The 23,866-nt window shown below is 66.6% G+C and carries 29 protein-coding genes; 18 read left to right on the top strand and 11 right to left on the bottom strand.

Translation table 11 applies throughout. The features are described from left to right. Positions 1 to 133 precede the first annotated feature (133 nt). From BLQ70_RS02670 to hisD, 3 genes are read right to left on the bottom strand one after another with little or no spacing between them, the layout of a single operon-like run. Positions 134 to 1,027 carry an ABC transporter permease gene (locus BLQ70_RS02670; protein WP_091855696.1) on the bottom strand — a complete coding sequence of 298 codons (894 nt, stop codon included), beginning with the start codon at positions 1,025 to 1,027 and terminating at the stop codon, positions 134 to 136. Further along, on the bottom strand, positions 1,024 to 1,965 hold the full coding sequence (locus BLQ70_RS02665; protein ID WP_091855695.1) for an ABC transporter permease: 942 nt from the start codon (positions 1,963 to 1,965) through the stop codon (positions 1,024 to 1,026). Before BLQ70_RS02665 ends, BLQ70_RS02670 begins: the two co-directional genes overlap by 4 nt. 16 nt (positions 1,966 to 1,981) lie before the next feature. Further along, positions 1,982 to 3,319: a histidinol dehydrogenase gene (gene hisD / locus BLQ70_RS02660; RefSeq protein ID WP_091855694.1), complete on the bottom strand. Its 1,338-nt coding sequence runs from the start codon at positions 3,317 to 3,319 to the stop codon at positions 1,982 to 1,984. A 143-nt stretch (positions 3,320 to 3,462) separates the two neighbouring features. Between hisD and BLQ70_RS02655 the strand changes: the two genes are divergently transcribed. The 8 genes from BLQ70_RS02655 (at position 3,463) to BLQ70_RS02620 (ending at position 9,327) form a co-directional block, all read left to right on the top strand. Beyond that, positions 3,463 to 4,281 carry a helix-turn-helix domain-containing protein gene (locus BLQ70_RS02655; protein WP_091855693.1) on the top strand — a complete coding sequence of 273 codons (819 nt, stop codon included), beginning with the start codon at positions 3,463 to 3,465 and terminating at the stop codon, positions 4,279 to 4,281. 205 nt (positions 4,282 to 4,486) lie between these two features. Next, entirely contained in the window at positions 4,487 to 5,368 is an 882-nt protein-coding gene (locus BLQ70_RS02650) for a PhzF family phenazine biosynthesis protein (protein ID WP_091855692.1), read from the top strand. Positions 5,369 to 5,451: 83 nt separating this feature from the next. Then, positions 5,452 to 5,796, top strand: a complete 345-nt coding sequence (locus BLQ70_RS02645) for an ArsR/SmtB family transcription factor (protein WP_091855691.1) — start codon at positions 5,452 to 5,454, stop codon at positions 5,794 to 5,796. A gap of 23 nt (positions 5,797 to 5,819) precedes the next feature. Next, on the top strand, positions 5,820 to 6,254 hold the full coding sequence (locus BLQ70_RS02640) for an SRPBCC family protein (RefSeq protein ID WP_061964372.1): 435 nt from the start codon (positions 5,820 to 5,822) through the stop codon (positions 6,252 to 6,254). Between the two features lie 71 nt (positions 6,255 to 6,325). Next, complete coding sequence (locus BLQ70_RS02635) at positions 6,326 to 7,078, top strand: DUF899 domain-containing protein (RefSeq protein WP_091855690.1); 753 nt, start codon at positions 6,326 to 6,328, stop codon at positions 7,076 to 7,078. Positions 7,079 to 7,171: 93 nt separating this feature from the next. Continuing rightward, positions 7,172 to 7,894: a DUF1428 domain-containing protein gene (locus tag BLQ70_RS02630; protein ID WP_091855689.1), complete on the top strand. Its 723-nt coding sequence runs from the start codon at positions 7,172 to 7,174 to the stop codon at positions 7,892 to 7,894. 99 nt (positions 7,895 to 7,993) lie between these two features. Beyond that, positions 7,994 to 8,833 carry a sulfite exporter TauE/SafE family protein gene (locus BLQ70_RS02625; RefSeq protein WP_061964365.1) on the top strand — a complete coding sequence of 280 codons (840 nt, stop codon included), beginning with the start codon at positions 7,994 to 7,996 and terminating at the stop codon, positions 8,831 to 8,833. A gap of 11 nt (positions 8,834 to 8,844) precedes the next feature. Continuing rightward, positions 8,845 to 9,327, top strand: a complete 483-nt coding sequence (locus BLQ70_RS02620) for a GNAT family N-acetyltransferase (protein ID WP_091855688.1) — start codon at positions 8,845 to 8,847, stop codon at positions 9,325 to 9,327. Between the two features lie 2 nt (positions 9,328 to 9,329). On the opposite strand, the gene BLQ70_RS02615 is transcribed toward BLQ70_RS02620, so the two are convergent. Then, entirely contained in the window at positions 9,330 to 9,518 is a 189-nt protein-coding gene (locus BLQ70_RS02615) for a DUF1289 domain-containing protein (protein ID WP_425284542.1), read from the bottom strand. Next, the gene (locus BLQ70_RS02610; protein ID WP_091855686.1) at positions 9,503 to 10,348 is read right to left on the bottom strand and encodes an adenosylcobinamide-GDP ribazoletransferase; all 846 of its coding nucleotides are present in this window, start codon (positions 10,346 to 10,348) and stop codon (positions 9,503 to 9,505) included. Before BLQ70_RS02610 ends, BLQ70_RS02615 begins: the two co-directional genes overlap by 16 nt. Positions 10,349 to 10,463: 115 nt before the next feature. Between BLQ70_RS02610 and cobT the strand changes: the two genes are divergently transcribed. Further along, on the top strand, positions 10,464 to 11,483 hold the full coding sequence (cobT, locus tag BLQ70_RS02605; RefSeq protein WP_244511880.1) for a nicotinate-nucleotide--dimethylbenzimidazole phosphoribosyltransferase: 1,020 nt from the start codon (positions 10,464 to 10,466) through the stop codon (positions 11,481 to 11,483). Here cobT and BLQ70_RS02600 read toward each other — a convergent pair. Beyond that, entirely contained in the window at positions 11,480 to 12,598 is a 1,119-nt protein-coding gene (locus BLQ70_RS02600; RefSeq protein WP_091855684.1) for a D-alanine--D-alanine ligase family protein, read from the bottom strand. The genes cobT and BLQ70_RS02600 overlap by 4 nt on opposite strands. 91 nt (positions 12,599 to 12,689) lie before the next feature. Next, the gene (locus BLQ70_RS02595) at positions 12,690 to 14,207 is read right to left on the bottom strand and encodes a sensor histidine kinase (RefSeq protein ID WP_061964359.1); all 1,518 of its coding nucleotides are present in this window, start codon (positions 14,205 to 14,207) and stop codon (positions 12,690 to 12,692) included. Between the two features lie 87 nt (positions 14,208 to 14,294). On the opposite strand from BLQ70_RS02595, the gene BLQ70_RS02590 reads away from it, so the two are divergent. The 6 genes from BLQ70_RS02590 (at position 14,295) to BLQ70_RS02565 (ending at position 17,663) form a co-directional block, all read left to right on the top strand. Continuing rightward, a complete protein-coding gene (locus BLQ70_RS02590) occupies positions 14,295 to 14,846 on the top strand; it encodes a thermonuclease family protein (RefSeq protein ID WP_162260055.1) in 552 nt (183 codons plus the stop codon). Positions 14,847 to 14,945: 99 nt separating this feature from the next. Further along, positions 14,946 to 15,398: a hypothetical protein gene (locus BLQ70_RS02585; RefSeq protein ID WP_061964357.1), complete on the top strand. Its 453-nt coding sequence runs from the start codon at positions 14,946 to 14,948 to the stop codon at positions 15,396 to 15,398. 96 nt (positions 15,399 to 15,494) lie between these two features. Continuing rightward, the gene (locus BLQ70_RS02580) at positions 15,495 to 16,106 is read left to right on the top strand and encodes a glutathione S-transferase family protein (protein ID WP_061964355.1); all 612 of its coding nucleotides are present in this window, start codon (positions 15,495 to 15,497) and stop codon (positions 16,104 to 16,106) included. Then, positions 16,106 to 16,573 (top strand): hypothetical protein, encoded by a 468-nt coding sequence (locus BLQ70_RS02575; RefSeq protein WP_061964353.1) that lies wholly within the window; start codon positions 16,106 to 16,108, stop codon positions 16,571 to 16,573. Before BLQ70_RS02580 ends, BLQ70_RS02575 begins: the two co-directional genes overlap by 1 nt. Then, complete coding sequence (locus BLQ70_RS02570; protein WP_091855683.1) at positions 16,573 to 17,040, top strand: hypothetical protein; 468 nt, start codon at positions 16,573 to 16,575, stop codon at positions 17,038 to 17,040. Before BLQ70_RS02575 ends, BLQ70_RS02570 begins: the two co-directional genes overlap by 1 nt. After that, a complete protein-coding gene (locus BLQ70_RS02565) occupies positions 17,037 to 17,663 on the top strand; it encodes a uracil-DNA glycosylase family protein (protein WP_091855682.1) in 627 nt (208 codons plus the stop codon). The genes BLQ70_RS02570 and BLQ70_RS02565 overlap by 4 nt, the downstream gene beginning before the upstream one ends. Before the next feature lie 9 nt (positions 17,664 to 17,672). On the opposite strand, the gene BLQ70_RS02560 is transcribed toward BLQ70_RS02565, so the two are convergent. The 3 genes from BLQ70_RS02560 to BLQ70_RS02550 all read right to left on the bottom strand — a co-directional run bounded on the left by BLQ70_RS02560 (position 17,673) and on the right by BLQ70_RS02550 (position 20,619). Beyond that, the gene (locus BLQ70_RS02560; protein WP_091855681.1) at positions 17,673 to 18,056 is read right to left on the bottom strand and encodes a porin family protein; all 384 of its coding nucleotides are present in this window, start codon (positions 18,054 to 18,056) and stop codon (positions 17,673 to 17,675) included. 138 nt (positions 18,057 to 18,194) lie between these two features. Then, positions 18,195 to 19,289: a TRAP transporter substrate-binding protein gene (locus tag BLQ70_RS02555; protein WP_061964347.1), complete on the bottom strand. Its 1,095-nt coding sequence runs from the start codon at positions 19,287 to 19,289 to the stop codon at positions 18,195 to 18,197. 244 nt (positions 19,290 to 19,533) lie between these two features. Beyond that, entirely contained in the window at positions 19,534 to 20,619 is a 1,086-nt protein-coding gene (locus BLQ70_RS02550) for a TRAP transporter substrate-binding protein (RefSeq protein ID WP_091855680.1), read from the bottom strand. A 188-nt stretch (positions 20,620 to 20,807) separates the two neighbouring features. Here BLQ70_RS02550 and BLQ70_RS02545 point away from each other — a divergent pair, with 188 nt between their 5' ends. The 3 genes from BLQ70_RS02545 to BLQ70_RS02535 are packed head-to-tail and all read left to right on the top strand — an operon-like array spanning position 20,808 to position 23,167. Beyond that, positions 20,808 to 21,320, top strand: a complete 513-nt coding sequence (locus BLQ70_RS02545) for a GNAT family N-acetyltransferase (RefSeq protein ID WP_091855679.1) — start codon at positions 20,808 to 20,810, stop codon at positions 21,318 to 21,320. Positions 21,321 to 21,338: 18 nt separating this feature from the next. Beyond that, the gene (gene speB, locus BLQ70_RS02540; RefSeq protein ID WP_091855678.1) at positions 21,339 to 22,391 is read left to right on the top strand and encodes an agmatinase; all 1,053 of its coding nucleotides are present in this window, start codon (positions 21,339 to 21,341) and stop codon (positions 22,389 to 22,391) included. Continuing rightward, positions 22,388 to 23,167 (top strand): hypothetical protein, encoded by a 780-nt coding sequence (locus BLQ70_RS02535; protein ID WP_091855677.1) that lies wholly within the window; start codon positions 22,388 to 22,390, stop codon positions 23,165 to 23,167. The genes speB and BLQ70_RS02535 overlap by 4 nt, the downstream gene beginning before the upstream one ends. Positions 23,168 to 23,183: 16 nt before the next feature. Here the strand turns inward: BLQ70_RS02535 and BLQ70_RS02530 are convergent, their stop codons facing one another. Beyond that, positions 23,184 to 23,858 (bottom strand): spermidine synthase family protein, encoded by a 675-nt coding sequence (locus BLQ70_RS02530; protein WP_091856146.1) that lies wholly within the window; start codon positions 23,856 to 23,858, stop codon positions 23,184 to 23,186. Between the last annotated feature and the right edge of the window lie 8 nt (positions 23,859 to 23,866).

Below are 23,866 nucleotides of genomic sequence, written 5' to 3'. Positions count from 1 at the left end.
CTTCCCTTTGATAGCTGGTTGGCGATGGACGCGATCCGGATCGAAGGCTGCCGGCTTCCCTTGTTTCTCGGCAGCTTCGGTTCTCGGTTCGCGAGGAGGGGCGCATCGCGCCACCCCGGTGTTTCGGTTCCCTTCAAAGGCGCTTGGCAATGCGCGGATCGAGGGAGTCACGCAGTCCGTCGCCGAGGAGATTGACCGCCAGGACGGTGATCGAGAGAAAGATCGCGGGAAACAGCACGATATGCGGCCGGACCTGCCAGAGCGCGCGACCCTCGGCCATGATGTTGCCCCAGGACGGCGTGGCGGGCGGGATGCCAGCCCCGATGAAGGACAGGATCGCCTCGACGATCATCGCGCTGGCGCAGATATAGGTCGCCTGCACCATCATCGGCGCGACTGTGTTGGGGAGGATGTGTCTGACGAGGATGCGCGGCACCCCTGCGCCGCAGGCGACGGCTGCCTCGACATAGGGCTGCTCGCGCAGCGACAGCACGACGCCGCGGACCAGCCGGGCGACGCGCGGGATTTCAGCGAGCGTGATCGCCAGGATGACGTTGCCGACCGATCCCCGCGTCAGCGCCATCAGGGCGATGGCGAGCAGGATCGGCGGGATCGACATCATGCCGTCGATGGCGCGCATGATGACGCCGTCGAGCTTCCTGACGAAGCCTGCGAGCACGCCGATCGCCAGCCCGGCGACCGAGGCGAGCACCGCAACGGAAAATCCCACGACGAGCGAGACGCGGGCGCCGTAGACGACGCGCGAATAGACGTCGCGCCCCAGCATGTCGGTCCCGAACCAGAATTGCTCCGAGGGCATTCGCGTACGCCGGGCCGGGGAGAGCTGCGTCGGGTCTATCGTCCAGAGCAGAGGGGCGAGGATGGCGCCCAGGGCGATGGCGAGCAGCAGCCCGCCGCCGATCGCAACCGAGGGGTGCCGGCGCAGATAGCGCAGGAAGCGTTTTTGCCGCGTCGCTCTCGCGAAGAGCCGGGTCGCGCCCGCTTCAGTGCCGGAGAGCGCGGTCAATAGCTGATCCTCGGGTCGACGAGCGTATAGGCGAGGTCGATCAGCAGGTTCACCAGCACATAGACGAAGCTGAACATCAGAACGACACCCTGAATGACCGGGTAGTCGCGCTGCAGGATCGCATCGACCGTCAGCCGGCCCAGCCCGGGAATCGCGAAGACGCTCTCGGTGACGACCGCGCCGCCGATCAGGAGCGCGATGCCGACGCCGATGATCGTGATCACCGGCACGGCGGCATTCTTGAGGGCATGCAGGAAGAAGACCTGCCGATGGGCCAGCCCCTTGGAGCGGGCGGTGCGGACATAGTCCTGCTGGAGCACCTCCAGCATGGTGGCGCGGGTGATCCGGGCGATCAGCGCGATATAGACGAAGCCGAGCGTGAGAGCGGGCAGGAGCAGGCTGCGAAGCCAGGGCCAGAAGCCCTCCGCCAGTGGCGCATAGCCCTGTACCGGCAGCCATTCCAGCTTGAGCGCGAAGACATAGGCGAGCAGGTAGCCGATGACGAAGACCGGCACCGAAAAGCCGAGCACGGCAAAGCCCATCGCCGCCTTGTCGACGAGGCTTCCCGCCTTCCACGCCGCGAGCACGCCCATCGGGACCGCGACGAACACGGCGACGATCAGGGTCAGCACCATCAGCGACAGCGTCGGCTCGATGCGCTGAGCGATGAGTTGCGTCACCGGCCGGGCCGTGAAGATCGACGCGCCGAGATCGCCTTGCGCGACGCGCCCGGCCCATTCCCCGAAGCGGACCAGATAGGGTCGATCCAGGCCAAGGCTCTGCCGGATGCGCTCGACCTCGGCCGGCGAGGCCTGGTCGCCGGCGACCACGGCCGCCGGGTCGCCCGGGGCGATGTAGAGCAGCGAGAAGACGAAGAGGGCGACGAAGCCCATCACCGGGATGGTCGCGACGATGCGCCTGATCATGAAAGACAGCATGACTGTTTCGCGTCGGTTACGGGGTTGTCGCTCCGGGGCCGTCGGCCGCCGTGCTCACGGCGGCGCCGTAAGGGACGTTGCGTCCGCCGAAGCGCCGGACGCGGATGTTGGCCTGCTCGGCATGGCCCACGAAGCCCTCCATGATGCAGAGTCGGGAGCAGACTTCGCCGATCAGAACGGAGGCTTCGTCGGTGAGCACACGCTGATAGGTGCAGGTCTTCAGGAACTTCCCCACCCAGAGCCCGCCGGTGTAGCGCGCCGCCTTCTTGGTCGGGAGCGTGTGGTTCGTTCCGATCACCTTGTCGCCATAGGAGACGGTGGTGCGGACGCCGAGGAAGAGCGAGCCGTAGTTCTTGAGATGCTCGAGGAAGTAGTCCGGGTCCGCCGTCATGACCTGGACATGCTCGGAGGCGATCCGGTCGGCTTCCTCGACCATCTCGTCGCGGCTGTCGCAGACGATGACCTCGCCATGATCTTCCCAGGCCTTGCGCGCGATCTCTCCCGTCGGAAGGATGGCGAGCAGCCGCTCGATCTCTCGCATGGTCTCGCGGGCCAGCTTCTCCGAGGTCGTGAGCAGGATGGCGGGCGAATTGACGCCATGCTCCGCCTGTCCGAGCAGGTCGGTGGCGCAGATTTCGCCGTCGACGGTCTCGTCGGCGATAACCAGCGTCTCCGTCGGGCCGGCGAAAAGATCGATGCCGACCCTACCGAACAGCAGGCGCTTGGCTTCCGCCACATAGGCATTGCCGGGGCCGGCGAGCATGTCGACCGGCTTGATGCTTTCCGTTCCGAACGCCATGGCGGCGATCGCCTGGACGCCGCCGAGGCAATAGATCTCGTCGGCGCCGCCGAGATGCTGGGCCGCGACGATCAGGGGGGCGACCTCGCCCTTGAACGGCGGTGCGCAGGTGATGATGCGCTCGCAGCCCGCGACCTTGGCCGTGACGACTGACATATGCGCCGAGGCGAGCAGCGGATATTTGCCGCCGGGGACGTAGCAGCCGACATTGGCGATCGGGATGTTCCTGTGTCCGAGGACGACGCCGGGAAGCGTCTCGACCTCGATGTCCCGGAACGCAGCGCGCTGGGCTTGCGCGAAATTGCGGACCTGAGCCTGGGCGAACTCGATATCCTCCCGCTGCCGCGTCGTCAGACTGTCGACGCAAGCCTGGATTTCACTGTCGCTGAGCCGATACGATGGACGGTCCAGCCCGTCGAACCTGTTGGCTAGCGCGCGAACGGCCTGGTCGCCACCCGTCTCGACCTGCTCCAGCAAGTCCTCCACCGCCTTAGTGAGGGCCTTGTCCTGAACCGCATCGCCGGAACCTGCAGCCGTCTTCAAGCGCTTGATCATCTTGGCCTTCCGCGAAATCTGATCCGGCGAGTGTCCTGTGCCGATGCGCCGGCTGACAATTTCGCAACAGCTTGATTGCTGACGCAAAGTGACGCAGTAGTTGCGTCGACCTGCTGCTGGGCAAAAAGGGGAGCGGGAACGCCTTGAAACCGAACGATGTGGAACGGTTCGCCGCGAACCTCAGGTTCCTCTGCGAGCGGCACGGCTCGATCACCGCCGTATGCCGCAAGATCGGGCTCAACCGGCAGCAGTTCAACAAATACCTCTCGGGTGTTCACTTGCCGTCGCCGGGCAATATCCGGCGGATCTCGCAGTTTTTCGGGCTGGGGCCGGCCGTCCTCTTCGCCGAGACCGACGAAGTCCGGATGCTCGTCGATGGCAATTATTTCCCGGTTCTGGATCGCTTGCGGGGCTCGCGCCAGTTCGACGATTTCATGAACGCCGCCGTGCTCGCCTCCAAGCAGGAATCCATTGATATAACAGGTGTTTACGATCGGTATCAGTATTCATCGATCTACAAGGGAGCGATCATTCGCTCCCTTCTGTGCATATACAACAACGAGAACCTCTATCAGCATTGCTATATCGAGCGGTTTCCGAGCGTGGATTCTCCCCCGAGGACCGATTACATCTTCAAGTATCACGGCTTTACGTTTCCGCTCGCCGGCAGGATTTTCTTCATCGATTTCGAAAGCGTGCAGAAGAACGAGCTGACGACATCGATTCTGATGCCCGTCCAGCGCAGCAAGACGAGGTTCATGTTCGGCATCGCCAGCGGCGTCGCGGCGACGATGCTGCGCGAGCCCTACGCCACCAGGACAGCCTTGCACTATCGGCGCTCGGGACTGATCCGCAAGGAAGACATGATAGTCGCGACGACCTTGCCGCCGGACGATCCCTCCATCCCGCGCGACATCCTGCAATATCTGGGCGATGGAGGGGATATGTTGAGAGCCGGTTGAGGCATCCAGACCGCGTCGCATGCGCAGACGGGGTGGAGAAACGATGCTGGACGATCTGCGCGCTGCCATAGCCCATGTGTCGCGCCACGAGGCCGCAGCCGCCGCCTGATTGCGCCGGTTCGTTGCGGGAAACGCGATTTGCTGCGAAGCCGTAGCAGTCCCTCGTAGCAGGGACGATTCCAGTTTCGACGGGGCGGGCAGGGCGATGGCGCAGGGCGGGATCAGGCTGGTCAACGTGTTCACGCATCAGGGGCAGGGCGGCAATCCCTGTCCGATCGTGATCGATGCGACGGCGTTGCAGGATGAGGACATGCGGGCGATTGCGGCCCGCTATGGCCATGAATCCGGCTTCGTCCGACCGCCCTCCGGCGCCGATTCCGATTTCACCTTCCGCTTCTGGGTGCCGCGCCACGAGATGGAGATGTGCGGCCATGCCACGATCGGCGCGCTCTGGTGCCTGGCGACGGCCGGCCGCCTCGATGCCGAGCAGATGCGGATCGAGACGCGCAGCGGCTCCGTGACCGGCTATGTCGAGAACCGTGAGACCGAGAACCCGACGGTCGAGATCAGCCAGCCGGTAGGCAAGGTCGTCGACCTCAAGCGCGCGCAGGAGGAGGACGTGCTCGCGACGCTCCGGATTTCGCGCAGCGATCTGCTCGACCTGCCGATCCAGAATGCCGTGACCTCGCGCGTCAAGACGCTGATCCCGATGAAGAGCCTCGCGCATCTTCAGGCGCTGACGACCGATATGGCTCTCACCGAAAAATGCTGCGAGCGCATCGCCTCGACCGGGCTCTACCCTTACGCCGTCGCGGATCAGGCGCAGCGCCGCTTCGAGGCCCGGCAATTCCCGAAATCCTCCGGCTATCCCGAAGATGCTGCGACCGGAATCGCCGCTGCAGCACTGGCCTTCGGACTGCTCAAGAACGATCTCGTCCCCCGCGACAGCGGCCGCATCACCATCCTGCAGGGCCGGGCGATGAATGCGCTCTCGGAAATCCGGGTCAGGATCGGCTTCGCCGACGGTCGGCCTGTCGGCTGTCTCCTCGGCGGCGAGGTCATGCCGGCGGACGACCACGCGGTCTGATCGCAATCTCTGGATTGTCGCTGGGGAGAGGCACAATCGCCCGTCCTTGACACGTATGGTCGCTGCTGCTTAAACTTAACTCGATGGTTAAGTTTCAGGATGCGCAGCTCGACCGGACCTTCTCCGCCTTGGCGGATCCGACGCGGAGGGCCCTGCTGGCGCGGCTGGAGCGGGAGGACGGGCTGTCCGTCAGCGAGCTCGCGAAACCGTTTCCGGTTTCGCTGCCGGCGATCATGAAGCATCTCGACGTCCTCTCGGATGCCGGGTTGCTGACGCGGACCAAGGCCGGGCGCACCGTGTCCTGCCACCTGATTGCAGAGCCGATGGAGGAGGCGATGGGCTGGCTGGCGCGCTATCAGCGGTTCTGGACCGAGCGGCTCGATGCGCTGGAGGCGCTGCTCGAAGCGCGGCGCAAGGGCGAAGGTTGAGGACGGGAGAGGGAACAGGGCGCATGCATCAACCGGTGACACCGAGCCTCACGATGAAGCGCCGCCTCAATGCGTCGCCGGCCGAAGTCTACAAGGCCTGGACCGACCCGGACCTGCTCGTCCGCTGGTTCGGTCCGGAGAATGTCGTGGCGCAGGAGGCGGAGATCGATCCGCGTGTCGACGGCGCCTATCATGTCGTGATGATCGAGAATACCGGCGAGCGCCACGAGGTCCTCGGCCGCTATCTCGAGGTGGTCGAGAACGAGCGCCTCGTCTTCAGCTGGTCATGGATCACGACACCCGAGCGCGTCTCGCGCGTCACCGTCACCCTGAAGCCGGACGGAGACGGCACGATCCTGACGCTTTTGCACGAGAAGCTCGCCGACGATGCCGCTGTCCGTGGCCACACCCATGGCTGGACCGGGACCATGGTCAAGCTCGAGGCCTATTTCGCCTGAGCGATTGCGTGTGGGAGCACGCCGAAGAAGCCGCCGGCACCACGCCGGCGGACAGCAGAGGAGAGGAGACGATGGAACACAGGATCGTATCCCGTGAGGAGTGGCTTGCCGCGCGCAAAGCCCACCTCGCCAACGAGAAGGAGCTGACCCGGCGGCGCGACGCGCTTTCGGCCGAGCGGCGCGCGCTGCCCTGGGTCAGGGTCGAGAAGGCCTACACCTTCGAGGGTTGGGATGGCGGCTTGTCGCTGGGCGATCTCTTCGCCGGCAACAGCCAGCTGATCATCTATCACTTCATGTTCGGGCCGGGCGCCCGGGAGGGCTGCCCGAGCTGCTCGTTCCTGGCCGATCATTTCGACGGCGCCAACCGGCATCTCAGGCACCATGACGTCAGCCTCGTCGTGGTCTCGCGGGCGCCCTATGCCGAGTTCCAGAATTTCCGGCACCGTATGGGCTGGGATTTCCCTTGGGTCTCATCGGCCAATAGCGACTTCAACTATGATTTCCACGTCTCGCCGAGCCCCGGGGAGAAGGCGGCCGGCCGCTACGAATACAATTACACGATGCATGACGGGCAGGGCGGCGAGATGCCGGGCTTCAGCGTCTTCTATCGCAACGACGCGGGCGAGATCTTCCATACCTACTCGACCTATGCCCGCGGCGGCGACCTCCTGATCGGCGCCCATAACTTCCTCGACATGACCCCGAAGGGGCGCAACGAGGTCGGAATCATGGACTGGGTCCGCCATCACGACCGCTATCCGGGCAAGCCGTTGGGCGCGGCGAGCTTCCAGCCGGAACTCGCGGTGAGCTCCTACAGCGACTGACAGCGGTTTTACGGATCCATTCCGGGTCCGTAGGGTTGATATCAACATTTTCGATGCGGCCGCCGCCGGCGACTGCGAGCAAGGAGAGATGCAATGGCCTATGTCGATGGTTTCGTCCTCGCGGTTCCCGCGGCGAACAAGGAGGCCTACCGCAAGCAGGCCGCCGATGCGGCGCCGCTGTTCCAGGAATTCGGCGTCCGGCGCCATGTCGAGACCTGGGGCGACGATGTCCCGGACGGCAAGGTGACGGATTTCAAAGGGGCGGTGAAGGCGACGCCGGACGAGGTCGTGGTCTTCTCCTGGTTCGAGTATCCCGACCGGGCGACGCGCGATGCCGCCAACGAGAAGATCATGAGCGATCCGCGCATGAAGGCGATGGGCGAGGCCATGCCTTTCGACGGCAAGCGCATGATCTATGGCGGCTTCGCCCCGATCCTCGACGAGGGCGAGGGCGGCGCGATGGGCTATCTCGACGGCGTCCTCGTCGCCGTGCCCGACGAGAGCAAGGCCGATTACCGCGATTTCTCGGCCAAGCACGCGGCGCTTTTCAAGGAATACGGCGCCCGCCGGATCGTCGATGCCTGGGGCGATGACGTGCCGGACGGCAAGCTCACCGATTTCAAGGGCGCGGTGAAGGCTGAAGCCGGCGAAACGGTCGTGTTCAGTTGGGTCGAGTGGCCGTCCAAGGAGGTGCGTGCCGCCGCCTGGGGCAAGATGATGGCGGACCCGCGCATGGAGGCGTTGAAGATGCCCTTCGACGGCAAGCGCGTCGTCTATGGCGGCTTTGCGCCGATCTTCGATACCGGCCGCGGCTGACGCCGCCGCACCGGATTCACGCAACGGCCATGCGGGGAACACCTTGCCCCCGCTGGTCAAATAGCCGAGAGATCGGGCGGCTTCACCGGATCTCTCGTCATGTTTGCTGGCATTCCCCTCGGCGATCTCGCCTTCCTCGCCGTCTCGCTCGTGCTGGCCGGCGCGGTTACCGGCCTTCTGGCCGGCGTCTTCGGCGTCGGCGGCGGCGCGGTCATCGTGCCGGTGCTCTACGAGATCTTCCGCGTCATCGGCGTGGCCGAGGAGATCCGCATGCCGCTCAGCGTCGGCACCTCGCTCGCGATCATCATCCCGACCTCGATCCGCTCCTTCAACGCGCACCGGGCCAAGGGGCTGGTCGATCTCTCGATCCTCAAGGTCTGGGCGGTGCCGGTGATCGTCGGCGTGCTTGCCGGCAGCTGGATCGCTCGCTTCGCGCCCGCCGATCTCTTCAAGATCGTCTTCGTGGCGGTGGCGACGGTCTCGGCGCTGCGCCTGCTCTTCGCGGCGGATCGCTGGAAATTCGGCGAGGACATGCCCGGCAAGCCGCTGATGGTCGCCTATGGCGGCATCATCGGCGTGCTTTCGGCGCTGATGGGCATCGGCGGCGGCCAACTCTCCAGCCTGTTCATGACTTTCTATGGTCGGCCGATCCATCAGGCGGTCGCGACCTCCTCGGGGCTCGGCGTGCTGATCTCGATCCCCGGTGCCCTCGGCTTCATCTATGCCGGCTGGCCGCAGATGGCCCTGGGCACGCTGCCGCCGCTCTCGCTCGGCTATGTCTCGCTGATCGGCATGATCCTGTTCATCCCGACCTCGATCTGGACGGCGCCGATCGGCGCGCGGCTGGCGCATCGGCTCTCCAAGCGCCGGCTTGAGATTGCCTTCGGCCTGTTCCTGCTCGTCGTCGCCAGCCGCTTCGTCTGGTCGCTCATCCACTGAGGCGGGCGGCGATGAGCGAGATCGCGATCCGGCTGCTGCGGCCCGAGGACCACAAGGCGCTGGCCGCATTGATGGTCGAGATGCAGGGCCATTACAGCGTGCCGTGCCCGGCGTCCGAGGAGATCCTCTCGGGGCTCGCGGCTTTGCCGGCCGGCGTGGATATCCTCATCGCCGTCAAGGGCGAGACGGTCCTTGGCTTCGCCTCGGCCTGCAATCTCTATCCGGGACCGGGCCTGAAGACCGGCTATTTCCTCAAGGAGATCTATGTCGCCGATGCCGCACGGGGCGCCGGACTCGGCCGCAAGCTGATGACGGCTCTGGCGGAGCTCGCCCTGGAGCGCGGTCATCGCCGCATCGACTGGACAGCCGATGCCGACGACGCCGCGCTGCTGCGCTTCTATGACGGGCTCGGTGCGGCTGCCTATCCGAAGAAGGTGTTCTATCGCCTGACTGGAGACGCGCTGGTCGGTCTGGCCGGCGCGGTCGAGGACTAATTTCAGCCTTTGCGATCGGCCAATCGCTCAGGCAACACCGCCATGATCGCCAGCCGCTCGGCCTCGCTCAGGCATCCCCATTGCGCGATCTCGGCGAGCGTCCGGCCGCAGCCCTCGCAGAGCTTGCTCGCGGGATCGATGACGCAGACCTTGATGCAGGGCGTCGAGGCGCCGTTCACCGCCCTGGCCACGCGATCGCGAGCGCAAGACCGAGATAGATCGCGATCTCGGCAAGCTGTTGGGCTGCACCGAGGATGTCGCCGGTCTGCCCGCCGATCAGGCGCCGCGCCATGCGCGACAGCACCGCCGCCGCGCCATGCGCCAGTCCGAAGCCGATCACCAGGCCGGCGATCGGCAGTTCAACCGCAAGCCCGATCCCGGTCGCGAGGAAGAGGCTCAAGCCCAGCGCGATCCGCGCCGTCAGAACAGTCGGCTGGCCGACCGCGGCGGCCGCACCGCTGCTGCGTGCAGCCGGCTGGGTTGCCAGCATGAAAAGGCCCTCGGCGCGGGACCAGGGGGCCGCGACGAGCAGCGCCGCCGCCGCCGCCCAGGCGCCGGAGCGGTCGAGGATCATCGCGATCAGGCTCGCCCGCAGCAGCAGCGACAGCCCCAGCGCCAGCGCACCATAGGAGCCGATGCGGCTGTCCTTCATGATCTCCAGCCGGCGCTCGGGCGTATGCCCACCGAACAGGCCGTCGGCGCTGTCGGCGAGCCCATCCTCATGGAAGGCGCCGGTCGTCAGGGCGAGCGCGGTCAGCGCGAGCGCCGCGACGACGAAGCCGCTGAGGCCCGCCAGCCCCGCGCCCAGCGCGACGAGCGCGGCCGGCGCGGCGATGGCCAGCGCAGCGAAGGGCAGGGCGCGCGGCACCTCGCGGAAATCCGGGATGGCGTGGCCGTCGCTCTCGCCCGGCAGCAACGGCACCGGCAGGCGCGACCAGAAGCGCAGGCAGATCGCGGTCGCGATTCCCCAGCCCGGCCAGTCCGGCGGGGGCGTCTCGATCGTCGTTTCCGCCTCAGCCATGTCCGCTGCGCTGCTCCATTCGATTGTCTTCACGCCTCCGACCCTATAGCAGCAGCGTCAATCCTGCCGCCATGCCGATGCGCTGATGCGGCGCCCTTGCGTGATGGATTTGACCATGGCCGCCTCCGGATTGCCCTTTGACGATATCCGCGAACTCATTGCCGCGATGCCCGGTCCCGACATGGAGGCCGCGAACGCGGTCCGCGCCCGTGATGCCAACCTGACCAAGCCGGCCGGCAGCCTCGGCCGCATGGAGGAGATTGCCGAATGGCTCGCGGCTTGGCAGGGCAAGGGGAAGCCCGCGGTCGACCGGCCACTCGTCTGCGTCTTTGCCGGCAATCATGGCGTGGTCGCGCAGGGCGTCTCGGCCTATCCGCAGGCGGTGACGCGGCAGATGCTGGAGAATTTCGCGGCGGGCGGCGCGGCGATCAACCAGATCTGCGCGGCCTACGACCTCGGCTTCAAGGTCTTCGATCTCGCGCTCGACCTGCCGACCGGCGATTTCACGCAAACCGATGCGCTCGACGAGCGCGCATGCGTCGCCACCATGGCCTTCGGCATGGAAGCGCTCGTCGGCGGCACCGACCTGCTCTGCCTCGGTGAGATGGGCATCGGCAACACCACCTCGGCGGCCGCGATCTATGCCGCGCTCTATGGCGGCGATGCCGCGCATTGGTGCGGCCGCGGCACGGGCGTCGACGACGAGGGCCTGAAGCGCAAGGTTGCGGCGGTGGAAGCCGGCCTTGCCCTGCATCGCGCCCATCTCAAGGACCCGCTCGAAGTGCTGCGCCGCCTCGGCGGGCGCGAGGTCGCGGCGATCTGCGGGGCGATCATCGCGGCGCGTTCGCAGCGCATCCCGGTCATCCTCGACGGCTATGTGGTGACGGCTGCCGCCGCGATCCTGCACGCCATCGAGCCGTCCACCATCGACCATTGCATCGCCGGCCATCTCTCGTCCGAAGGTGCCCATGCCGATGTGCTTGCCCGTCTCGGCAAGGTGCCGTTGCTGGCGCTCGACATGCGCCTCGGCGAGGGTTCCGGCGCGGCGCTCGCCGCCGGCCTCGTCAAGGCGGCGGCGGCGGTCCATTCGGGCATGGCGACCTTCGAGCAGGCGCAGGTCGCGCGGAAGGATTAGCCTTCGTAATCCGTCTTCAGGCCCGCCCGCTCGGCATGGCGCTCCTGCGCCAGCTCGATCAGGCGGGTGATGAGGGCGGGGTAGGGCAGGCCGGAGGCTTCCATCATCTTCGGATACATGCTGATCGCGGTGAAGCCCGGCAGCGTGTTGATCTCGTTGAAGAAGAAGGCGCCGCTCTGGCGGTCGAGGAAGAAGTCGACGCGCGCCATCCCGCTGCATTCCAGCGCCAGGAAGGCGTCGATCGCGAGCTGTCGCACGCGCGCCATCTGCTCGGCATCGAGCTTCGCCGGCAGATCGACGCTGGCGCCGTCCTGGTCGAGATACTTGGCCTCGTAGGAATAGAACTCGTGCTGCGGGCCGGCATTGAGCTCGCTGGCGACGCTCGCCACCGGCGGGTCGCCGTCGAGCACCGCGACCTCGATCTCGCGGGCGTCGATGCCCTGCTCGATGAGCACCTTGGTGTCGTACTGGAAGGCATCGTCCAGCGCGGAGCCGAGCGCTTCCCAGCTTTTGACCTTATGGACGCCGACGCTGGAGCCCATGTTGCAGGGCTTGACGAAGACCGGAAGCGTGAGCCGCCCCTGCGCCACCTTGGCTGAGCCTGTCGGATCGCGCCGCCAGTCGCGGCGCGACAAGGCGAGATAGGGCGCGACCGGCAGCCCGGCGAGCGCGGCCAGCCGCTTGGCGATGTCCTTGTGCATCCCGACAGCCGAGGCGAGCACGCCCGAACCGACATAAGCCGCGCCGGCCAGCTCCAGCAGGCCCTGCATGGCGCCGTCCTCGCAGAGCGGGCCATGGATCACCGGAAACACGACATCGACCGGCGCGATCGCCGGTGCCGTGCTGTCGGCCGGCAGGATGGCGGTGCGCCCGCCTTGCGGCTCCAGCCGGATCGCGGGTGAATTGGCGGGGATCGGCAGGCTCTCGGTATTGGCCGTCTCGATCCGGCGCAGGTCGTGGCATTGCCAGCGGCCTTGCTTGTCGATGCTGACGGGAACGGGCTCGAACCGGTCGCGGTCGATATAGCGCAGGACGGAGGCCGCCGATTTCAGTGACACCTCATGCTCGCCCGACTTGCCCCCATAGAGCACGGCGACGCGCGTTTTCCGGTTCATGGTCCGATAGTCCGAGAGGCTGGAGGAAATGCTTCGACGAGGCGGTGAAAGGATGTCGCCGACGGGTGGGGCGAGATTCGGGCGCTCGCGATTACGCCGCCCGGGTCTTCGGCTCGGGCAGGGCGGCGAGCGTGTCCATCACGCGCTCGGCCGGCAGGGTGATCGTGACCTCGGTGCCGGCGCGCGGCCTGGACTTGAGATGGAAGCCGCCGCCATGCAGGTCGATCAGACCCTTGACGATTGGCAGGCCGAGCCCCGAGCCCTGCTCGGCGGTCTTGATCGCGAGCGAGCCGCGCCCGAAGCTCTGCATGACGATCGGGATCTCGTTCTCGGGGATGCCCGGTCCGGTATCGGCGACGGAGACATATTGCCCGCCGGTCGCGGTCCAGCCGACCTTGATCGTGATCTCGCCGCCCTGGGGCGTGAACTTGATCGCGTTCGAGAGCACGTTGAGCACGGCCTGCCGGATCGCGCGCTCGTCCGCCCAGACGCGCGGCAATTGCGGCTCTGCCAGCGCGCGGATGCTCTGGCCCTTCGCCTTGGCGCGCAGCGCCAGCATGTGCTGGCAGTCCTCCACGACGCTGGGCAACGAGAGCGCCTCCTCGTTCAGCTCGTATTTGCCGGCCTCGATCCGCGACAGGTCGAGGATTTCGTTGATCAGATCGAGCAGATGCTGGCCCGATCCGTGGATATCGCCCGAGTATTCCTTGTAGGCGGCATTGGCATGCTCGCCGAAGATCTCGTTCTTCATCACCTCGGAGAAGCCGAGGATGGCGTTGAGCGGGGTGCGCAGTTCGTGGCTCATCGTGGCCAGGAAGCGCGACTTGGCGAGGTTCGCCTCTTCCGCCTTGCGCCGCGCCTCGTCCGAATTGGCGTTGGCGGTTTCCAGTTCCGCGATCAGCGCGTCCTTCTCGGCCCGGAAGACGATCGAATCGACCGAGCTCGCATAGAGGCGGTTGGCGAGGAAGATGAAGAAGAGCTGGGCCGAGGCCGCCATCAGCGCCATGGTGACGCTGTCCATGTCGCGCCGGTCCCAGAAGAAGACCATGATCCCGGCGATGATCGGGGTCAGCCCGGCATAGACCGCGATCGGGATCGTCGCCGAGAGCATCACGGTGAGCGCGCTGACGATCAAAAGGGCGGTGGTGACGAAGACCTTGGCGCCGGGCGCGTCGACCGGGACGAACAAGAGCAGCAGCAGCGACCAGGCCAGGCCGTGCAGGCCCTCGGCGAAGGCGAAGAGCCGGCGCCAGAGCTTCAGCCGGACGTCGTCGGGGACCTGGGCGAGAAAGCGCCGCGCGATCAGCACGATGATCAGCGTCGTGAGCAGCACCGCGCCGCTCCACACCGCGACGATCGGGGTCGGCAGCCAGAGGCAGGCGGCGGCGGCGATGCCGAGCACCAGAACGAACGTGCCGGCCGAGCCGGCGATCCGGTACTGCGCGAAGACACGCAGCAATTCGTTGTCGAAGGCGCGCTCCAGCCCGGTCGACGAGGTCAGCCGTTCGCGCGCGGACCTGACCTCGCGCGTGACCAGCTTCCGGCGCGCCACGGCCGAGGGGTCGGGTCCGCGCCCGCGCTGCACCTGTTCGGCCGTCACTTCCGTCATGGTCGGGAGCGTGTATCCTCATTCGGCCGCTGCGACATGCAGGGGCCGGCTCGCCATCATGGACACCAAATCGTTAAGCTCTTCCTGATGGCACCCTTCGGATTCGGTCGCTCCCGCTATGGACCTTTCGGCTGGCGCCGTGTCGGCCGGCCGGTTGACTTCGTCGTCGCGCTCGGCCTGCTTGGTTTTCTCGGCCTCGCCGGCGCGATCCTGCAATACCGCCTCGGCCCGGCGCGGGAACTCGTCGGCGCCGCCCAGGCGATCGACGGCGATTCGGCGCGCCTGCTCGGCGAGGAACTGCGGCTGGAGGGGATCGACGCGCCCGAATACCGCCAGAGCTGCACCGCGCGCGACGGCAGACGGGTGGCCTGCGGGCGTGAGGCGCGGCGCGCCCTGCAGGCGCTGTTCGCGCGCGGGGTCACGCGTTGCGAGATCGGCAAGGCCGACCGCTACGGCCGCGGGCTCGCCCGTTGCTGGCAGGGCGAGACCGACATCAACGCGACGCTGGTGCGCGAAGGCCACGCGGTCTCCTACGGCGCCTATCGCGCCGAGGAGGACGCAGCGCGGGCGGCCGGTCGCGGCATCTGGGCGACGCAGTTCGAGCGCCCGGAGGCCTGGCGCCGCAGCCAGGGCCGTTAGGAAGAGCCCATCGCAAATCGTTCAAATGACGGACGTCCTGTTCCGCGCCAGTTGCGATCTTCCGATCAGGCGGAAGCGCCGGGCTGGGAGGATTGAAACATGGTCGCGCCGTTCACCTATAATTTCTTCGGCCACCCCGAATTCATCTTCAATCTGAGCGGCTCGGTCGGGTTGAACGGCGCCAACAAGAGCGAGGATGTCCAGTTCATCCAGTTTGCTTTCAAGATTCTGGCGAGGCGCAGTCCCTTCGCGGAGCTGAACGCCGCGATCAAATCCATCGCCGTCGGCGAGCCCTGTGCTGGCCGGGAAGGCGACAAGCTCGTCACGGCGATCCGGGCCTACCAGAAATGCCGGGCAGGCCTGACGGCTGACGGCAAGATCAATCTGGTTCCCGCCAACACGAACGGAAAGCTCTATACGATATACGCGATCAACATGGATCTCGTCGTTGAAGAGGGGGTGGACTACCCTCGCGTCGACCGGGTGTCCGGCTGCCCGGCCCTTGTGAAACAGGCGATCAGGGACATCTTTCACGACACCAAGGGAGATTGAGCCGCTCCCGGTGTCCGCCCACGCCGCATACGCTCAACATGGTTGACCGCTGCGCCGCCGTCGTGATCGGGTGCCCTCCGACACGGAGGCTGTTCGATGAAGCTCTATGATGGCGGACGGGCGCCGAATCCACGGCGGGTCCGCATCTTCTTCGCGGAGAAGGGTGTGCCGCTGCCGGAGCTCGTGCCGGTCGACATCGCCCGCAAGGAACACCGGACCGAGGCCTTCACCAGGCTGAACCCCGCCCAGCGCCTACCCGTCCTCGAACTCGACGACGGCACCGCGCTCGCCGAGACGATCGCGATCTGCCGCTATCTCGAGGCGCTGCACCCGCAGCCGCCATTGTTTGGCCGGGATGCGAAGGAACAAGCCACCATCGAGATGTGGAACCGGCGCGTCGAGCTTGGCCTGTTCGCCAGCGTCGCCGCGATCTTCCGCCACAGCCACCCCTCGATGGCGGAGCTGGAGGACCAGGTGCCGGAATGGGCCGAAGCCAATCGTGACCAGATGGACGACCATCTCTGGCTGATCGAGCTGCAGCTCGCGGCCAATCCCTTCATCTGCGGCGAGGCCCTGACGGTGGCCGACATCACCGCCGGCATCGCCATCGACTTCATGAAGCCGTCGCGCGTGCCGCTGCCGGAGGATTTCGTCCATATCCGCCGCTGGCATGGCGCGCTGTCGGCCCGGCCGAGCTGGAAGGTCTGATGCTTCGCCTGGTCCTGGCCCTGCTTGCCGCCCTGGCCTCGTCCGTTCCGGCGTCGGCCGCCGAAAGGCTGAGCGGCGAGGCGATCGAGCGTGCCTTTCGCGGCAACACGGTCTCCGGCCGCTACACCAATGGCGGCTTCTTCACCGAGTATCACGACCCGAATGGCCAGGCGCTCGGCCACAATGGCTGGCAGGCCAATACCGATGCCTGCTGGATCACCAAGCCTGACCGCATCTGCTATTATTACGGTCCGCAGAGCGACCGGACGGTGCATTGCTTCTCGGTCGAGATGAGCGGCGATCTCTATGTCCTGCGCAACAGCGGCAACGGCATGGTCAATGCTCTGGCCAAGATCGAGCCCGGCAATCCCCGTGGTCATACCGATAACGGCACGCCGTGGTATTGCGACGGGCTGATCTCGCGGGGGACCGAGCCCCCGATGAGCCGGAAACTGGCGCGGCGCTGATGTCCCGGTTTGCAGGCCTCGCGATTCTTGCCTTGAGTCTGCTGGCGGCGGCCCAGGCCGCGGCCGTCGAGCGACTGAGCGGCGAGCAGATCAGGCAGCTCTTCGAGGGCAACACCGTCTCGGGCCGCTATTCCGGCAGCAACCTGCCGTTCAGCGAATATCATCACGCCGATGGCCGGGCGAGCGGGCATAATCGCAACGTGCCGAACACCGATGCCTGCTGGATCACGACCCCGGACGCCGTCTGCTATTACTACGGCCCGCAGGAGAAGCGCCGCACCTATTGCTTCACCATCGAGACCAGCGGTGACCTCATCGTCATCCGCAGCCGCCCGAGCGGCCGCATCAACGGCCTCGCCCGCGTCGAGAAGGGCGATCCCTACGGCTACGCCGCGAGGAAATCCGACTGGGTTTGCGACGGGCTGATCTCGCAGGTGCCGGCTCGGTCGCGGTTGGCGCGCCGATGAACGCGACGGAGCGGCTCGACGAGGTGCTGGCGGAGCTGCGTGCCTGCCGCATCTGCCGCGACGAGCCTCGCTACCTGCCGCCCCTGCCGCATCAGCCCCGCCCGGTCATCCAGGCATCGGTGACGGCCAGGATCTGCATCGCCGGCCAGGCGCCGGGCACGCGCGTCCATGCCAGCGGCCGGCCCTTCACCGACCCCTCGGGCGTGCGCCTCAGGAGCTGGCTCGGCATCGACGAGACGATTTTCTACGATGCGGCGAAGGTCGCCGTGGTGCCGATGGGGTTCTGCTTTCCCGGCCTCGACGCCAAGGGCGGCGACAAGCCGCCGCGCCGGGAATGCGCGCCGACCTGGCGAACCCGCGTCTTCGCGGCGCTTCCCCGGATCGAACTCGTGCTGGCGATCGGACGCTATGCCCAGAACTGGCACCTCGGCCCGAAGCAGGCCGCCAATCTCTCCGCCACCGTCGCCAACTGGCGCGAGATCCTCGCCAGGCCGGTCTTGCCGCGCGTCCTGCCTTTGCCGCACCCGTCCTGGCGCAACAATGCCTGGCTCAAGCGCAATCCCTGGTTCGAGGACGAGCTCGTACCGGCCTTACGGGAAGAGGTGGCGCGGCTGCTGCGCTGACAGATTGGTTCAGTAGCGGAAGGGGCTGGAATCGAGACCGCGATTGACCTGGCCGCGCACCCCGACGACCGAGCGGACGGGCCCCAGCGCCGTCTCTCCCCGGGTTTCCAGATAGACCAGCCCATCGGCCCGGCTGCCGTAGCCGTTGCGCGAACTCTTGCCGAACTCGGCGCGGACCGAACCGCCGGCCCGCACGCAGAATGCGGAGCCCTCCATCCGGACGAATCCGGCACCGTATTCGGGGCAGGGGCGGGTGGCGGCGCCGGGCTTGGGAGCGGGCTTGGCGTAGGCTTCATGCGGCGCGGGCTTTCGCGGCAGCGGTTCGCCGATCGACTGCGCCGAGGCTGCGGACGCGAGGCCGGACAGAAGCAGGGCAAGGGCAGTGCGGAGCATGGCTGGAATCCGGGGCGACGATCCCTGCTACTGAGCCAGCAAGGCGCAGTTGTGGCAAGGCCGCCGGCTCTCGGCCCGCCAATAGAAAACCCCGGCTTGCGCCGGGGTGAGTGTCCCTCGCGCTACGGCTCCGTTGGATCAGAGCTGGTTCGAAACGCGCGAGCGGATCAGGAAATTGTCGAAGGTGTATTCGGCGATCTGGAACCAGAGATATTCGTCGCCGCGGAACGCCGCCATCGAATCGTAGAGCTTCTTGAAGTCCGGATTCTTGGCGGAGGTTTCGGCATAGACCTCCTTCGAGGACTTCAGGCAGGCTTCGAGGATCTCCTGCGAGAACGGCCTGAGCTGGGCGCCGCCGGCGACGAGGCGCTTCAGCGCGGCCGGATTGCGGGCATCGTATTTCGCCTGCATGTCGATATTGGCCTGGGCGGCGGCCGTGGTGAGCAGCGATTTGTAGGTCTTCGGCAGCTCGTTCCATTTCTTGTCGTTGATGAAGAAATGCAGCGCCGCGCCGCCCTCCCACCAGCCGGGATAGTAGTAGTAGGGCGCAACCTTGTTGAAGCCGAGCTTTTCGTCATCGGCCGGGCCGACCCATTCGGCCGCATCGATCGTGCCCTTTTCGAGCGCCGGATAGATGTCGCCGCCGCCGATCTGCTGCGGCACGACGCCGAGCTTGCTCACCACCTGCCCGGCGAAGCCGCCGATGCGCATCTTGATGCCTTGCAGGTCGGCGACCGTCTTGATCTCCTTGCGGAACCAGCCGCCCATCTGGCAGCCGGTATTGCCGCCAGGCAGGGCGTAGATGTTCGCCTTCTTGTAGAACTCGTTCAGAAGCTCGTTGCCGCCGCCATGGTAGAACCAGGCATTCTGCTGGCGCGAATTCAGCCCGAACGGCACCGCGGTGCCGAAGGCGAAGGTCGGGTCCTTGCCGACATAGTAATAGGATGCGGTATGGCACATCTCGACCGTGCCGTTGGTGACCGCGTCCGCGGCTTGCAGGGCCGGTACGATCTCGCCGGCCGCGAAGACCTGGATCTGGAACTTGCCGTCGGTCGCTTCCGAGACCGCCTTCGCCAGCACCTCCGATGCGCCGAAGATCGTGTCGAGCGATTTAGGGAAGGATGATGTGACGCGCCATCTCACCTCGGGCATGGACTGCGCGATGGCCGGGCTGGCGATCACCCCGGCAGCAGCCCCGGCCCCGGCAACCTTCAGGAAATGACGACGACTCATCGATTTTGCCCTCCCCAAGGCCATGCGCGCCGGTTTTCCGGTCGTCGCGAACGCCTGTGAGGAAAGCAGGTCTGTTGGCGGGCGCAAGAGGAATTTGCATGGCAATCATGCAAATTCGTCATGAGTCGGCTGCGAACCTTTTCGAAGCGCGATCGATGAAGCCGCGCGTTTCCGCCGTTTCGATGAAAAAAGGCCCGGCTTTCGCCGGGCCTCCTGTCGATGAGCCGTCGTGGCGCCTGATCGCTCAGCGGGCGCGCGTGCGGACCTGGAAGACGTCGAAGCTGAGTTCGGCGACCTGCCACCAGAGATACTGGTCGGAGCGGAAGGCGGCCATGGCCTCGATCGCCTTCTTGAAGTCCGGGTTCTTGGCCGAGATCTCGGCATAGAGCTCGTTGGAGGCCTTGAGGCAGGCTTCCATCACGTCCTGCGGGAAGGGGCGCAGCTGCGTGCCGGCCGCGACCAAGCGCTTCAGCGCCGGCGGGTTCACCACGTCGTACTTCGCCGCCATCTGCGTGTTGGCATAGGTGCAGGCGGCGGTCAGCGCGGCCTGGTAGGCCTTCGGCAGGGCGTTCCACTTCTCCAGGTTGACGAAGGCGTGGACGGTCGGCCCGCCCTCCCAGAAACCCGGATAGTAGTAGTACGGCGCGACCTTCGCGAAGCCGAGCTTCTCGTCGTCATAGGGACCGACCCATTCGGCGCCGTCGATCGTGCCCTTTTCGAGCGCCGGATAGATGTCGCCGCCGCCGAGCTGCTGCGGCACGAGGCCGAGCTTCTGCAGCACCGAGCCGGCGATGCCGCCGATGCGCATCTTCAGGCCCTGGATGTCGGCGACCGACTTGATCTCCTTGCGGAACCAGCCGCCCATCTGCGCGCCGGTATTGCCGCAGGGCAGGCCGTAGGCGTTGAACTTCTTGTAGAACTCGTTGAACATCTCGTTGCCGCCATGCTGGAACAGCCAAGCGTTCTGCATGCGGGCATTGAGGCCGAACGGCACCGAGGCGGCGATCGCGAAGGTCGGGTCCTTGCCGACATAGTAATACGAGACGGTATGGGCCATCTCGACGGTGTTGTTCGTGACCGCATCGAGGGCCTGCAGCGCCGGAACGATTTCGCCGGCCGCGAAGACCTGGATCTGGAACTTGCCGTCGGTCAGCTCGGAGACCATCTTGGCCATGATCTCGGCGCCGGCATAGATCGTGTCGAGCGACTTCGGGAAGCTCGACGCCAGGCGCCATTTGATTTCCGGGTTCGACTGGGCGACGGCCGGCATGGCGACGGCGGTCGCGGCAGCGCCAGCCGCGGCGGTCTGGATAAACTGACGACGCTTCATCTAGACATTCTCCTCGGATGTTTGGCGGATGCGGGCGTTTCGAAACAGGTTCTGCCGCCCGGCGTTCGGAATCGGGTTGTAGCGAATGGATTTTCGAAGTGCGAGGGATTTCATCGCCGATTCCTGCGACTTTCGGCTAGTTTCCATCCCCATCTTGGCGGGCTTCTGCGGCAGTGGTTAAAGCGGGCATGATCGAGACCGAAAACCTGCGCCTGCGCCGTCCCGAAATCGGAGATCTCGAAGCGATCCATGCGATGCGCAGCGATCTCGCCATCGTCCGCTTTCTCGGCGGCCGGGCGCTCAATCGCGAGGAAGCCTGGCATCGGCTGACCCGCATCGTCGGCCACTGGGCCCTGCGCGGCTATGGCATGTTCGCGGTCGTCGAGAAGCGCAGCGGCGCCCTGGTCGGAGAGGTCGGCCTGTTCGACGGTTGCAGGGGTCTCTCCCCGGATTTCGACAATGCGCCGGAAGCCGGCTGGATTCTGGCCGGCGAGGCGCAGGGCAAGGGCTATGCGGGGGAGGCGGCGGCGGCTGCGCATCGCTGGTTCGCCGCCGCACATGGCGAGCAGCGCAGCGTCTGCATCATTGCGCCCGAGAATCTTGCCTCCTTCCGTGTGGCGCACAAGCTCGGCTACAAGAGCTTCGGACAGGTCGATTACCAGAACGGGCCGGTGGTGATGCTCGAACGCATTCCCGGCTGACGAAGCGGAGCGGGAAATATGGATCAGGACAGGCTCGCGAAGCTGCGGGAGCGCTATTCCGGCAGCGGCGGCGGCGAAATCCGCGACCCGCATTTCGCCAAGGTGGCTGCCGGCCAGTTCACCGGCGACCAGCGCAAATGGCCCTTCGCGGATGTCGCGACCTTCCTCGGCGCGCCCTATCGCCCTGACGCCCTTGCCGCGCCCGGCCTCGGCGGCCTCGATGTCGCGATCATCGGCGTGCCCATGGATCTCGGAGTCACCAACCGCGCCGGCGCACGCCTGGGCCCGCGCGCCGTCCGCGCGATCGAGCGCATGGGGCCGATGGACCATGCGCTGGGCTCCGCGCCCTTCACCATGCTCAAGGCGGCCGATATCGGCGACGTGCCGTTCCGCTCGCGCTATTCGCTGGAGAGCTGCCACGAGGATATCGAGGCGACCTTCAGGACGATCGTCGAGGCCGGCGTTTCGCCGCTTGCCGTCGGCGGCGACCATTCGATCACCTACTCGATCCTGAAGGCGGTCGGCGCGAAGCGTCCGGTCGGCATGGTCCATATCGACGCCCATTGCGACACCTCCGGCCCTTACGAGGGCTCGAAATTCCACCATGGCGGGCCGTTCCGGCAGGCTGTGCTCGACGGCGTGCTCGACCCGCAGCGGGTCATCCAGATCGGCATCCGCGGCGGTGCCGAATATCTCTGGGAGTTCTCCTACGAATCCGGCATGACCGTGATCCATGCCAACGAGGTCGACGATCTCGGCCTCGACGCGGTGATCGCCAAGGCGCTGGCCGTGATCGGCGACGGGCCGACCTATGTCTCCTTCGACGTCGATTCGCTCGATCCCGGCTTCGCGCCCGGCACCGGGACGCCGGAAGTCGGCGGCTTGAGCCCGCGCGAGGCCCTCGCGATCCTGCGGGCGCTGAAGGGGCGCGACATCGTCGCCGCGGATGTCGTAGAGGTGGCGCCGCAATACGACGCGACCAGCAATACGGCGCAATGTGCGGCCCAGGTGCTCTTTACGGAGCTCTGCCTGTTGGCTGAGGCGCGCGCTTCGGGAAAAGGAAGACCATGATTCGGATTCGATCGATCGCGCGGATCGCCGCGCTGAGCGGGTTGTGCCTGCTGGCCCCGGCTGCGCGTGCAGAAGTGCCGGCCAATGGGCAGGCCTATCTGGATGCGGCCCTCGCTTCCGTCGAATCGCTGCTCAGGCTCTACGATGGCAAGGGAGCTCTGCCGCGCCTGTCCGATCCGGTCGATGGCAAGGTTCTCGCCGATGTCTGGAATGTGCCGGCGATTCTCGGCAAGGCACCCTATGGCGCCGCCGATCTCCCGGCGCTGCACGATATCGTGCAGAAGCAGACCCGCGTCCTTCAGGTCTACGCGCTGTTCCAGCCGGGGCAGGGCCGAAAGGAGCCGGACCTGGCCGCGAACGCCGTCGAATTCCAGGATGAATTGACCCGCGCGCGCGTCTTCCTGCTCAAGGCGGCCGGCGGCACCTTGTCGGCGATCAACGATTTCTCCTTCAGGCTGAAGGAGGAAGACAAGACCGAGGCGCGCGCGCAGGGCTTGCGGCAGATGCGGCTCGGCCTGCAGGAGATCGTCGTCGGCGCGGCGCTGGCGCTGCGCGGCGCCGGGCTGAGCGATGCGAATCGCCTGCTGATCGCGCAGGCTTTCGCGGAGAATGCCGGGGGCATCGCCGCCGCGCTCGCACCGCCGGACCGCAACGCCCTCGTCGGCGCGCTCCAGGCGGTGAGCCCGACCCTGAAGCCGGAAGCGCAGAAGGCGGTTGCGGAATTTGCCTCTGTCGTGGCCGCCGCTCCCTGCGAAGGCTTCTGCAAGGTCAATTGAGACAGGCCCGGCCCTTTCAGGGCCGGGTTGCCAGCCAGATCACGTGGCGCGCCCCGCCGCCGGTGCGGCGGGCGCGTGCCGTCACCTCTTCGGTGGCGAAGCCGGCCTGGCGCAGCCGCCGGGTGAAGCCATGGTCCGGCCCCGAGGACCAGACCGCGAGAATGCCGCCGGGCCGCAGCGCGGCTTTGGCGGCCTGCAGCCCCGCCGCCCCGTAGAGCTGGTCGTTGCCGGCCACGGTCAACCCCTCCGGACCATTGTCGACATCGAGCAGGATGGCGTCGTGGCGCCCTTTGCCGGCCGCGATGGCCGCGGCGACGTCGGTGACACGCATCTGCACGCGGGCATCGTCGAGGCTGCCGCCGAAGACTGCGGCCATCGGCCCCCGCGCCCAGGCGACGACGGCGGGGATCAACTCGGCCACCTCCACCTGCGCGTCGTCAGGCAGCTTGGCGAGCGCGGCCCGCAAGGTGAAGCCCATCCCCAGGCCGCCGATCAGGATGCTCGGCTGCCGGCGCTGTCCCAGCCGGTCGCAGACCAGGGTCGCCAGCGCCTCCTCCGAGCCGCTGAGCCGGCTGTTCATCAGCTCGTTGCTGCCGAGCATGATCGAGAATTCGCTGCCGCGCTGCTTCAGCCGGAGGTCGCCGCTGCCGTCCGGCAGCGCTGCGGTATCGAGGGTGGTCCAGGGTATCACGTCGCTCT

This window comes from Allobosea robiniae (assembly GCF_900102525.1).
Classification (GTDB): domain Bacteria; phylum Pseudomonadota; class Alphaproteobacteria; order Rhizobiales; family Beijerinckiaceae; genus Allobosea; species Allobosea robiniae.
Note: the sequence above shows the minus strand (reverse complement) of the source record. Positions and strands in the feature narration are given on the sequence as shown.